This is a genomic window from Pseudoalteromonas luteoviolacea CPMOR-1 (assembly GCF_001625685.1).
GTDB lineage: Bacteria > Pseudomonadota > Gammaproteobacteria > Enterobacterales > Alteromonadaceae > Pseudoalteromonas > Pseudoalteromonas luteoviolacea_K.
This window is the reverse complement of record NZ_AUYC01000051.1, coordinates 1-12,636: the sequence shown is the minus strand read 5'-3', so window position 1 is coordinate 12,636 and position 12,636 is coordinate 1. Positions and strand designations below refer to the sequence as shown.

10 protein-coding genes are annotated in these 12,636 nt (G+C 44.5%); all 10 read left to right on the top strand.

Going from position 1 to position 12,636, the window contains the following annotated elements; all coding sequences use genetic code 11:
- The first annotated feature begins 396 nt into the window (after positions 1 to 396).
- A complete protein-coding gene (locus N473_RS19975; protein ID WP_063369449.1) occupies positions 397 to 1,104 on the top strand; it encodes a hypothetical protein in 708 nt (235 codons plus the stop codon).
- 4 nt (positions 1,105 to 1,108) lie between these two features.
- The gene (locus N473_RS19970; protein WP_063369448.1) at positions 1,109 to 1,723 is read left to right on the top strand and encodes an aspartyl/asparaginyl beta-hydroxylase domain-containing protein; all 615 of its coding nucleotides are present in this window, start codon (positions 1,109 to 1,111) and stop codon (positions 1,721 to 1,723) included.
- 42 nt (positions 1,724 to 1,765) lie between these two features.
- Positions 1,766 to 2,278, top strand: coding sequence for a GNAT family N-acetyltransferase (locus N473_RS19965; RefSeq protein WP_196766442.1), 513 nt, complete (start codon positions 1,766 to 1,768; stop codon positions 2,276 to 2,278).
- A 58-nt stretch (positions 2,279 to 2,336) separates the two neighbouring features.
- The gene (locus N473_RS19960; protein WP_039610816.1) at positions 2,337 to 2,630 is read left to right on the top strand and encodes a DUF6916 family protein; all 294 of its coding nucleotides are present in this window, start codon (positions 2,337 to 2,339) and stop codon (positions 2,628 to 2,630) included.
- Between the two features lie 40 nt (positions 2,631 to 2,670).
- Complete coding sequence (locus tag N473_RS19955) at positions 2,671 to 3,219, top strand: phage tail protein (protein WP_063369447.1); 549 nt, start codon at positions 2,671 to 2,673, stop codon at positions 3,217 to 3,219.
- A gap of 15 nt (positions 3,220 to 3,234) precedes the next feature.
- Entirely contained in the window at positions 3,235 to 3,762 is a 528-nt protein-coding gene (locus N473_RS19950) for a phage tail protein (RefSeq protein ID WP_063369446.1), read from the top strand.
- A gap of 12 nt (positions 3,763 to 3,774) precedes the next feature.
- Complete coding sequence (locus tag N473_RS19945) at positions 3,775 to 4,323, top strand: phage tail protein (RefSeq protein WP_063369445.1); 549 nt, start codon at positions 3,775 to 3,777, stop codon at positions 4,321 to 4,323.
- 14 nt (positions 4,324 to 4,337) lie between these two features.
- Positions 4,338 to 5,471 carry a S8 family peptidase gene (locus tag N473_RS19940; RefSeq protein WP_063369444.1) on the top strand — a complete coding sequence of 378 codons (1,134 nt, stop codon included), beginning with the start codon at positions 4,338 to 4,340 and terminating at the stop codon, positions 5,469 to 5,471.
- 53 nt (positions 5,472 to 5,524) lie between these two features.
- Entirely contained in the window at positions 5,525 to 6,712 is a 1,188-nt protein-coding gene (locus N473_RS19935) for a TIGR03032 family protein (RefSeq protein WP_081221305.1), read from the top strand.
- Positions 6,709 to 12,636, top strand: a 5,928-nt coding sequence (locus N473_RS19930) for a beta strand repeat-containing protein (protein ID WP_231099609.1), incomplete at its 3' end; no start/stop codon positions are given. The genes N473_RS19935 and N473_RS19930, both read left to right, overlap by 4 nt.

Genomic DNA, 12,636 nt, shown 5'->3' with positions numbered 1-12,636 from the left:
ATTAATTTCACATATATAATACATACGATTTTTTACCTAGTAAGAAACGCTTGTTTTATTTTTATTATTCCAAATATAAGGATTAATTGCCCCGCGCTTTGTCTCGAATATAGGTTTATCAATGGTTTTACCTTATGACTGTTGTGTTTTCCTGCTTTTTGATTTTGGTATTCTAATGCTTAGACATGGTTAAATAGAAATAGTTATTCTTTAACTTAAACGTCTGTGCGAGCAGAATATTACATAATCAAGGCATTCAAAACTCAGTCTAACCATTAAGTGTTGGCTTATCCTTTCCTTTTAGTAGTTTTTTACTTGTTGATGTAATAAGGTGTAATATTTTATTGTTTCCTTTGCTGTAATAATGAATTCAATTGCTTACAGAAGGAATAGTTTATGAAGCGCCGGGGTTTCGTTAAATCAACATTAATAATGAGTGCACTGGGTGGTGCAGGGATCTCGTTGCCTATTTGGGCGAATCAACCCAAGCTTACAACTTCATATACACACAGATTAAATGACTCTGATCTTCTGTCTAGTAACATAAATTCTCCTGCACTTTTAATTGAAAACCCACAACAAACTATCGTTGAAATAAGCCTCAAATCGAGAGTGGCTAGACGTTATGGTAGCAAAGTATATATTTTGTTTGAGTCCACAAACCAAATCGCAATATATGATGATAAGGGGCAAGAAGTAGGCGCTGTTCCATTGAATATGCATGTTAAAGATTTTGCGATTGATGAAAAGCGTCAGCGTTTATTTGTCACAGGAGAAACGAGCTATTCTATTTATGCTTTAAACTTTAAAGGTGAGGTTCTAGGCTCTTTTGGCGAATTTGGTACTGAACTAGAACATCAGTTAAATGGAGTTAAATCGATTACTTGTGATGCATCCGGATATGTCCATGTTTTAAATTCTGACTCAAATAATATCAAATTATACGACAGCCAAGGCGTATATGTGAAAAGCTATGGGCCTAGAAATTTATATACAAAAACCCGTTTATCTATCATAGACGGTTATCACTCTATCACGGTTCTCGGTGGCAAGTTTGCTGATACGGTCTATAAATTTGATATTTCAGGGCGACCTTTAGGGTAGTTTTATGACTATCAGCTGTGCAGAACCAACAGTGGTGATAACAAGCGCAAAGCTCGATTTACCATGCCGAGACTCTGCGTTACTTGATGATGTTATTTCTGTAAATAATTCACACTGGTGTAGGCATGTAAATACAGCTTGCTTTGCTGGGAAGTGGGATGTGCTTGCGCTTTATGCTGATCAAGTGCATTTGGATGCTCATCCGATTTTACAGTGCTTTTCAATAGAAGAATGTGACGGACAATTTTCGCCTTTACCTATCATGGACAACCTACCTGCAATTCAAGAGTTTCTGAGTCAGTTCAAATGTCCTTTGAAGTCAGTGAGGCTAATGCGTTTGGGGGCGGGCAGTCAGATCTATCCGCATAAAGATCATCACTTGTCTTTGGAGTACGGTGAGGCACGGATCCATATTCCCATTACAGGCTCTGAGGAAATTGAGTTTGTTGTTGGTGGACAAAAAGTGCCTATGCGCAATGGGGAAGCCTGGTATGTCAATGCAGATTTAGAGCACAGCGTTTTGAACAGAGGCTTCAAAGCAAGGATAAATTTAGTGATTGACTGCACGGTAAATGATTGGTTGAAAAATATCATTGAATGTTCCGAGCAAAAATTTTAAAGCTGCATATACTCAATAAATGCACATAAGAGGATAAGGATTATGGTGCAATTTACCATACCAGAGGGACTTCATATTCGTCCCTCAACAGCAAGTGATAAGCCATTTATCGAAAAGCTGCACAGAGAAGTAAGACAGGATTTGCAGTGTATTGATGGTGAGCAAGACTTTATTGAGTCCATCGTTGAGATGCAGCTAAAAGCGCAAACTCAAGGGTATGGTGCTCAGTACCCCAATGCAATGTACTTCATTATTGAAAAACACGGTGAACCCATTGGTAAGGCCACGCTTGATTTTGGTCACAACGAAATTCGCTTGATTGATATCGGTTTTTTAATCGCTGCGCGAGGTCATGGTTTTGGGCGGGCCATTATTCAGTCTTTTCAACACTGCGCTGCACAATCAGCTGTGCCACTTACCTTATCTGTTTTGAGTCACAATGTGAGCGTTAAACGTTTGTATTTGGAGCTCGGGTTTCAAGCATCTGAGGTTCAGTCTCCCTATGAATTGATGATTTGGTATCCCCCTGCGATGAAGCGCATCGTCGGCGTTTAATTTGGTTTTGTCTTGAAGGCAATGCCTCTGTTAATCAATGCATAAAGAGTAGCAATAAATGGAAAAAGTCACACAAGAGCTGATGAACTCGTTGGTTGGTCAAGAGATCGATGTATTTTCGTTACAAGATGAACAACAAGTAGGTAAGTTAGCAATCAGTAAAGTTGAGCAAGGTCGAATCGACACTGAAGAGTTTTCTTCTTTTAGTATCTCATTGCTAGGCGATCCTAAAAACCAACTACCTCAAGATAATTACTTGTTTAAACACAACGCGTTTGGTGAATATCCAATGTTTATGAGTATTCACGATATTGATAAATATCAGATTGTTATTTCTCGCAAACGCAATTAAGAAGTGGGGAAACCCAAGTCAAAAGTAAGGAGTGGTTTTTATGGTTAATCCGTATTTAGGCATGATGCAGATGATTGCCTTTAACTTTCCACCTGTACACTGGGCTGCGTGTAATGGCGCATTGATTGCTGTCAACGACAACCCAGCGCTATTCTCATTGCTCGGCGATACATTCGGCGGTGATGCTCGTACCAATTTTGGGTTGCCAGACATGCGCGGGCGCGCACCTGTCTATCAAGGCAAGTATGGCATCGTCCAGCAAGGACAGAGAAGCGGTTTTGAAGACGTTACGCTGACTAATGCACAAACAGGTCACAATCACGATTTTCAAGTCGATTCGCTAGAAGGTGATAGCTTTTTGCCTTTTAGCAATTCAAATCCAACTGCTCGATATACGATATCGACAGCCAATACTCAGTTTCCAACTGGGGTTAAGCAGTTTTACGCGGACAATTCAGGTGGATTAGATACCTTATCCTCTCAAAGCATGGGCACTGTAGGGGGGAATGCGCCACACACGAATATGCAGCCGACAACGGTAATTGGTTTTATTATTGCACTTAATGGTGCATACCCGCCTAGAAACTAAGCAAAGGAGCATAATATGAGTGATGCATATTTGGGTGAAATTCGCATGTTTGCAGGCGTGTATTCACCGTACCACTGGTCATACTGTGCTGGCCAGTTACAAGCGATAACTGATAATCAATCTTTGTTTAGTCTATTGGGTACTAATTACGGTGGTGATGGCCGAAGCACCTATGGATTGCCTGACATGCGTGGGCGGATCCCCGTAGGCGACGGTCAAGGACCAGGCCTGACAAATCGTGTTTTAGGGCAGCGTTTTGGCGTTGAGCAAGTTGTATTGTCAACGGAACAATTACCAGTGCACAGCCATACAGTTCAAGTCACCACTGCGACGTCAGAGTTACAGGCACCAGCAGAGGGGCAGTCTTATATTGGCAGTGAATTACACTTTTTACCTGACTCTACCGCGGGGTTAGAGACGAACCCATTCACCAGTCGAGCCATAGGCACAACGGGTGGTGATGAACCGCACGAAAATAGAATGCCGATGTTGTATCTCGGTTTTATCATTTGCATGAACGGTCTATACCCATCTCGTAACTAAAGGAGTAATAAAATGGATCCATTTATTGGTCAGGTCGATATGTTGCCTTATACCTTCGCGCCAGTGGGTTATACGTTCTGTGATGGGCAGTTTATTGATATATCACAAAATCAGGCATTGTTTGCGGTTATAGGTACTACTTATGGTGGCAATGGTCAAACCAACATGCAAATGCCGGATCTACAAGGCAGAAGCCCAACCATGTTTGGCACTGGACCGGGTTTGTCTCCGGGAGATTTAGGAGACCGTGTTGGCTTACCTGATGTGGTTCTGATGGAGAGCCAGTTACCTTCGCATACTCACGAGTTATACGCAGGTAAAACGATTAAAGATGGTTTGGTTGATAGATCAAATGGCATCGGTTTACTCTCCGCAGCTAGGGGTACAACGGGTGGTGTTGCTCGTGTTTATTCATCTGATGATTTGGGGGGGGCAAACATTTACCTTAACCCACAAGCGGTATTAAGTAATGGGCAGAATCAAGCACATGAAAACAGGCAACCATATCTGGCAATACAATTTTGTATTTGTATTGATGGTATATTTCCTCCTAGGAGCTAAGTGAGCAGTTAGCAGTGAAAGTTTTAGGCTGTTTTTTAATTCTATTCGCATTTGGGGTTGTCGCTGGCACCCCCAATAAACCCTTTATTACTTTTAAAAATAATCTACAAGAAATTAAGTTATACCCATCAACTCAAACGGATATTTATAGCAGCAATCTTGAATTAGATTTTTATCTCAATTACAAACTAATTGCCCAAATTGATAAACGTAAAGCACATAACGTCGAGCCGATTGCTGCAAGCCAAATACTGGCAGAGAATGCACACAGCACAACAGTCCTAGTATCACCTGAAAAGACACATTTTTTATCTGTTTATGAACAGCTTAAGCAATTGAGCTCAGTGGTAAATGTACAGCCTGACTTTGCCATTGTTCACCAGTATGTACAGACGGAACACACATCTAAAAATATATTGAAAGCGCAAAAGGTTGCGCTGCTTCACAGCCCTCAATGTATTTCGTCTTATCGCCCAAAGCGCATAGCAATTATTGATCATGGTATGAGTTTATCTGAGCCTGCGCTTTCAACGTTTAATGTATTGCTGGAATATGATGCAGACCGTCAACAACTATTATCAAAAACAGAGGTCACACGAGGTCATGGCAGCATGGTTGCCAATGTCATCGCGAGCAACTTACAGTCTCACACAATTGAGCAGGGTGTCCCCGCAGCAGAGCTAGTGACTATTCAACAAGCAAGCACCTTAAATTCGGCCATGATTTTGGCATTCAGTGTGTCTCAAAAAATGCAGGTAGACGTCATTAATAGTAGTTGGACACTGCCTTTTGTTTCAGAACTACTGGCTAATGTTATCCGTGATGGCTTAACGGAGGGCGGTATCTCTTACATTATTGTATCGGCAGGCAACCATGCACAGGATGCTTGTGTGAGCAATAAGCTGTCGTTGATAAAAGGCGTAACAACAGTTGGTGCATTGTCTTTTGATGGAACAATTGCACCGTTTTCAAATTATGGTAGGTGTGTAGATGTGTATGCGCCTGGCGTATTTTCCAAAAAAGAACAAGGTTCAAATTTCACTATACATGGGACGTCTTCGGCTGCAGCTTGGGTCACCGGAGAAGTGTCGCACCTGTTGGGGTGTGGCCTGACAAACAATGAAATTAAACTCAATAACAATTATTAAGCTCGTTTGATTTTTAAACAGAGACTGCGCGCTGTTAACTAAGGAGTAAAGGCATGCAAGGGTATCGTGAACAGGGTTACGGAAGTACGGGTGATGAGGCTGATCTCGTCAACATTGACTTTGCGAGTGAATATAGTGAGAACTTTCCTAAGATTTTGCAAGCATTAGGGGTTTCACTGGTTGTTTCTAGCTATCAATCACATGCTGTGATGTTACTTAGAAGCCGAGGAACGGCACTGAATTGCAGTGTAAAAAAGTTTGTCAGGCCAATGGGCGTCTGTGTCAGTGAAGATAGACTTTTAGTCAGTACCGTGAATCGAATTGTGAACTTTAAAGCAAGTAGTTTGTCTCGAAAAAGTGTACTTAGCGGTGAAGTGGACAATATTGACACTTTGGCTAGTAAATTACGAGACGAGCAACGCGATACCGATGTATTTAAAGCGCTTAGAACTGAGCAGATCAGTGCAATAAAACAATGTGATGTCTTATTTACTGAGCGTTCTTCGTTAACGACGGGGACGCTCAATACGCACGATATCGCCTGGGGCGATGATGGATTATGGGTTGTTAACTCTAGCTTTTCATGCCTTGCGACCCTTTCTTCAGAATCCGGTTTTACACCTCGTTGGAAGCCGCATTTTATCAGCGAGTTAAAACCGCAAGACCGTTGTCATTTAAATGGTATGGCCATGTTAGATGGGCAACCTAAATATGTTACTACGTTTAATACTCAAGATTATCAAGATTCATGGCGAACCGAGCTAAATGGGACGTTAATGGATGTAGAAAAAAATGAAATACTCATCAGTGGGCTATCGATGCCGCATTCACCAAGATGCCATGATGGGAAAGTCTACTTATGTAACTCAGGTGAAGGTGAAATACTGTGTTACGACCCGAAAACTTGCGAAAAATCAGTTTTATGCACATTACCTGGCTTTACACGTGGACTGACATTTTATGGTGATTTGATGTTGGTTGCGACTAGTCATGTGCGTTCGTCTACCGTGGTTAATGATATACCTTTAACCAAAGCGCATACCCAAGGAGATACTGTCTGTGGCATTTGGATTATCAATAAGCACAACGGTGAGATCCTATCCAAATTGCAGTTTAAAGGCGATGTCAGCCAACTTTACGATCTTTGCATTATTCCCAACTCTACGTTCCCAGAAATGATCAGCGGTGATGACGCTATTTCTGCGCATTTATATGAGTTTACCAAGGAGGAATTGAAATGAAAAAGCTTGATATGACGACCTCGATATTAGGGGTGATGATCCCATCACTGGTTGCTGCAAATTCTTCTTCACATATTGCGGACAGTTACTTCTTGCCCAATCATGACGTGCCGTCGCTTAGCTCTATACAAGTTGCAGACAGTATTCATTTTAACAACCAGCAAAGCCATCAACAGAATGAGGTGTTTGGTATTGCTGAGGATTCAAAGGAGCAGTCCAGCAATCAAGATAATGCCACATCAGCCACGCTGGCTTTTTTGGCAGCGCAAGGCTTACTTGACAGCCAAGGGGTGGGAACGACCCAAGTTAATGGTGAAGTGAGTATTGCCAAAGAGCTTGCAGCGTCATGCCAAGTAACTTTTGGTTGTACTACCGCCTATGGTAGCCAAGCCAGTTGTGAAGCAGGCCCAGGACCCGGTGTTTGGTACCCTGATACTGATGATTGTACCGCGGCAGCCCCTGATCCGGACATCAACTTAAAAGGTAATGGTCAATCAATTACATCTGGCACGACGACATTAAGTGCGAGTAACCATACCGATTTTGGTTCTCACCAAACAGGTGGCAGCAATTTTACTCGTACGTTTACCATAGAAAATGTAATCGCAGCGTCTACGCTTAATTTGAGTGGCTCTCCATTGGTGAGCATTTCAGCTTCCAGTGACTTTTCAATATCCAGCCAACCTGGCGCTAGTTCTTTAAATGGCGTAACCAGCACGACATTTGTTGTTCAGCTAGACCCGACCACGGTTGGCTCACCAAATGCGACGGTGACCATAACCAGTAATGATCCCAATGAAGGCACTTATACTTTTAAAGTCGGTGCCACAGTCACTGCGGCCAATACCGCACCTGTGGTAGATTTAGATACGGCTGCCGGTGGTAATAACAGGTCGTCCTCTTTCAGTGAGGGCAGTGGTGGGGTTGCCATTACTAACAGTGCCAGCGTCACAGATGCTGAGTCAGATACCATTAAAACGATTACGGTGTCTCTGACGAATGATCAAGACGGGGCCTCGGAAGGGCTAAATGTCACAGGCGCGGCGCAAAATGCTTTAAATGGGGTATCGGGCAGCTCAGATATCACCCTGCAAGATACCATTTCGATTACTGGGGCGACGGCAACACTCGCCCAAGTGCAGACGTTTTTAGATGCCATAACCTATAACAATACGTCGTCTACGCCTAATACAACGGCAAGAACGGTAACGGTTGTCGTCAATGATGGTACTGATGACAGTGTGTCACGCACCTCAACGGTCAGTGTCGCGAATGTCACTTCAACCACCTCATCGGGGGCATCGTTTAATACCACAACGGGTGCTAATTTAAACCCCGCGATTTTATTTACCAGTGAAAATGAATCCCTAACCATAGCGCAAACATCACATGCTACAGGGTCTACAGCAGATGGTGGTGGTGGTACGGATACCTTGAATGTATCAGATGGTGTTGATATCAGTGGACTAACATCACTAACAAACTTTGAGACATTAGAGGCGGCAAACAACGGTAACTTGACCTTAAGCGAGACTCAGCATGAGTCATTCAGCACCATAAATGGTGTGGGTACGAATCAGTTTACTATCTCAAGCGCTAATGGTGATGCGGCTGTGACGGGGGATGCAGACATTGAAACCTATGTGTTAGGTGCTGCCATGACATTCACTTTGGGCGGTGCGTCGCAAAATGTCTCGGGTAGTAGCTCAAATGATGTCATTAATGTCGCAGCGCTTACACCAACAGGCACGCTTGATGCTAGTGGCGGGACAGGCGATACATTGCGTCTATCAAATGGCGCGAATATCGCGGGTGCAACTGTCTCAAATACAGAAATACTGGAATTAAACTCGGGGGCTTCGGTGACCATGACTGAAGCACAGCATGATAGCTTTAGCTCCATGACGGCAACCGGTACAGATACGATTACCATTTCAGCAGCCACAGATGGATTAACAGGCAATGCTGCAATAGAGTCATACGTTCTATCCGTCGGCAATACATTTACACTGGGCAGCGCTGGGCAAAACTTAACAGGGAGTGGTAACAACGATACTGTCAATGTGGGGGCTCTGACCGCGACAGGCACATTAGCGGGCGGTATTGGTACAGATACGCTTAGTGTCGGAAATGGCGGCAGCATAGCAGGCGCAACAGTTTCTGGCTTTGAAAATCTCACTTTATCAAGCGGCGCATCGGCGACGTTTAGTGCTGCACAACTGTCTCAGTTTTCAGGCACAGTCACGGCTGCTGGCACAGAAACAATTTCAGTGTCTGGTGATGGGAGTGTGTCGACGGTTGCTGGCATCGAAAACTATACCATTGGCGATGACAGTACAAATACTCGTACGATAACGGTCGCTGCTGCTGGTCACTCAGTAACCGCGACCAGTGCGACTGATGCAGTGACTTTTGACGTGGGGACATTAACATATACAGGTACGCTTACAGGGGAGAATACGTCCGCTGATACATTGAGCTTATCCAATGGCGCAGATATTAGCGGCGCGACCATTTCAAATATTACCAATCTTGCTCTAGCTACTGGTGCGTCAGTGACGATGACCGCGGCGCAAAATGAGAGCTTTAGTGGCTCAGTCACCGCTGGTGGTACAGAAACCATCGTGATCTCAGGTGATGGCGATATAACAACGCGCTCAGGCATAGAAAATTATACAATAGGCGATGACTCTAGTAATACGCGCACAATCAATGTGGGCGCAACGACAAGTGTTACGGCAACATCGGTGACTGATGTAATTACCTTTAATATTGCAGGGCAAAGCTTTTCGGGTACGTTAACAGGTCAAGCTACTGCTGCAGATGTTGTGTCTGCCAGTGATGGTGCAAATACAACTGGAGCAAGTTTTAGTAATGTGGGCACACTGTCATTGGTAAGTGGTGCAACAGTAACGATTGATGCTCAAAATGTCAGTGACTTTTCAACAGCAATAAATGGTGCTGCGGGTACTGAAACATTGAATTTGGTCAGTGGTGGCACGTTCGACTTCAGCTCGACCAGTGTCTCAAGTATTGAAAATATTTCGCTAGGTTCTAACAGTGTCACTTCAGTGACTATTTCAGATAACTTTTCTGCAAATGGCGGGACCGTCACCGTCAGTAACTCATCAGGTTCAGCCATTAATGCTGGGGTTACCATCAACGCATCTGCATTAGTAGGCGATAGCTTGGTGATTTCCGCAACCGATTTAACAGGTAATGACACTTTAACAGGGGGTGACAGCGCCGATACGATAAGACCTGGCTCGGGTACAGATTCAATAACGGGTAATGGTGGTAATGATAACTTTGTCGGTAGTGCCAGCGATTTGAATGGTGATACCATCGCGGACCTTGCTGTGGGGGATATGATCACGGTGACGGGGGTCACTGGATTAACCACAAGCAACGTCAGATTTAACGGTAATAGTACCTTACAAGTGGATACCGATGCGACAGACTTTGCGGCAGTAGAGATTGCGCTGACACTAACAAATTCACCAGGCGCAAGTTTAGATTTTACAGTCGCGGATAGCGGTGCGAATACAGTGATCACTTTTATTGCTGCCAACGATGTGCCTGTGTTTAGCTCACTGAATGGATTGTCTACGTTTACAGAAAATGGCTCGGCGGTTGCCATTGATAGTGATGCGACTGTAGCTGATACAGAATTGGATGCCTTAAATGGGGGAGCGGGTAATTACAATGGTGCGTCTTTAACCATCACGCGAAATGGCGGCGCCAATGCACAAGATGTGTTTGCAAACTTAAGTTTGCTTGGCACGTTAACACAGGGGAATACCTTTACTTACAATGGCACCAGTGTTGGTACTGTGACGACAAACTCGGCTGGTACGCTTGTTCTGACATTTAATACCAGTGCAACATCAGCTATTGTCGATGGAGTGATCCAATCTATTTCCTATGGCAATACATCTGACGATCCGCCTTCAAGTGTAACGCTTGACTACACATTTAACGATGGCACGGCGAATAGTACAGGCACAAACCAGGCGGTTGTGAATATTACAGCACAAAACGATGCGCCAACAGATATCGCATTATCTGCAACGAGTATCAATCAATCGGCAACGGGGACAAGTGTAAATGTGGGCACGCTGTCGACCACGGATCTCGATAGCGCCAATGTGCATGCATATAGCCTAGTAAATAGTGGCAGCAGTGCCAGCGGTACTTGTACAAGTAATGCCGGAAACAGCAGCTTCCAAATTAGCGGTTCGAGTTTACAAACTCAGTCGGCATTAAGTGCAGGAAATTATATTGTCTGTGTTCAGACAAATGATGGCACAACCACTTTCCAAGAATCATTTACTATTACCGTTGTAGATAATGTCGCGCCAAACGCCCCCTCTACGCCAGACCTTGATGCGGGTTCGGACACCGGTGGCTCAAATACCGATAATGTCACATCAGATACTACGCCAACATTCAGTGGTACAGCGGAGTCTGGCAGTACAGTTCGTTTGTATAGCGATCAGTCAGGTAGCACTGTGATTGGTAGTGGCACTGCAACCGGTGGTAATTGGCAGATAACCACTAGTACATTATCAGCAACGACCCATGCGATTACAGCGAAGGCAACAGATGCTAGCAATAATGAAAGTAGCGCCTCTAGCGGTTTGAGTGTGACCATAGATACAACCGCACCTAATGCACCGAGCACGCCAGACCTGTCTGCCAGTAGTGATTCAGGTACCTCCAACACAGACAATATTACAAATGACACAACGCCCACAATTACGGGCACAGGCACCACAGGTGACACCATCAACTTGTCATCCAATTTGGACGGTAATATCGGTAGTACTACTGTCTCTGGTGGTACTTGGAGCATCACATCGTCTACGTTACAAGCGGGCAGTCACACTATTTCAGCGCAGTCTGTTGATAATGCAGGTAATACGGCGAACTCAGCGAGTAATTTATCGCTCACCTTAGACACGCAAGCACCCAGTGGGCAAAGTGTAGCCTTTGGTGATACTTTATATTCCAATACCGAAAAAACAGCTGCCTCGTTTAGCTTTAGCAGTGCCGAAGTAGGGGTAACTTACAGCTATACTATTTCGAGTAGTAATGGTGGCACGTCAGCAACGGGCAATGGCACGGTAACCTCTGCAAGCCAAACCATTTCTAATATAGATTTAAGTGCACTGAATGACGGTACACTCACGCTGTCAGTGACACTGACAGATACCGCAGGAAACGCGGCCACAGCAGTGACTGCGACGAGTACTCTGGATACTAGCGCGCCAAGTGGTCACAGTGTGGCACTCAGTGATACCAGCTATAACAGCACAGAAACGGGCAGTGCGAGCTTTAGTTTTAGCAGCGCAGAAGTGGGTGCGAGTTACACCTATACATTAAATAGCAGCAATGGCGGCACAGAAGTGACAGGCAATGGCAATATCACCAGCGCCTCACAAACGGTGAACATTGCAGATATCAGCGGGTTAAATGATGGCACACTCACGCTGTCAGTGACTGTCTCTGATGCGGCGGGCAACGCAGCGACTGCTGTAACTGATACGGCAAGTCTTGATAAAACCAAGCCAACGGTAACCACTTTTAGTGCCTCAGACACCAACCTCAAAGCCGGTGAAACGGCGACGATTTCTATTGTGTTGAGTGAAGCCAGTACGACCTTCACTTCATCAGACATCACCGTATCAGGTGGGTCACTGAGTAACTTCAGTGCGACTTCAAGTACGCAATATAGTGTGCTCTTTACGCCAACGGCGGATTCGGAGGCCAATGCCACGTTAGACATCGCGGCAGATACCTTTAGCGATGCAGCAGGCAATAACAACACCGCAGCTACGCAGTTACCTATTACGGTGGATACCAAAGCCCCAACGGGTCACAGTGTGTCACTGGGCGATACCTTATATTCCAACACTGAAAAA

Coding starts and splice junctions, on each gene's coding strand:
- N473_RS19975 (WP_063369449.1), top strand. CDS start 397: ATGAAGCGCCGGGGTTTCGTTAAATCAACATTAATAATGAGTGCACTG.
- N473_RS19970 (WP_063369448.1), top strand. CDS start 1,109: ATGACTATCAGCTGTGCAGAACCAACAGTGGTGATAACAAGCGCAAAG.
- N473_RS19965 (WP_196766442.1), top strand. CDS start 1,766: ATGGTGCAATTTACCATACCAGAGGGACTTCATATTCGTCCCTCAACA.
- N473_RS19960 (WP_039610816.1), top strand. CDS start 2,337: ATGGAAAAAGTCACACAAGAGCTGATGAACTCGTTGGTTGGTCAAGAG.
- N473_RS19955 (WP_063369447.1), top strand. CDS start 2,671: ATGGTTAATCCGTATTTAGGCATGATGCAGATGATTGCCTTTAACTTT.
- N473_RS19950 (WP_063369446.1), top strand. CDS start 3,235: ATGAGTGATGCATATTTGGGTGAAATTCGCATGTTTGCAGGCGTGTAT.
- N473_RS19945 (WP_063369445.1), top strand. CDS start 3,775: ATGGATCCATTTATTGGTCAGGTCGATATGTTGCCTTATACCTTCGCG.
- N473_RS19935 (WP_081221305.1), top strand. CDS start 5,525: ATGCAAGGGTATCGTGAACAGGGTTACGGAAGTACGGGTGATGAGGCT.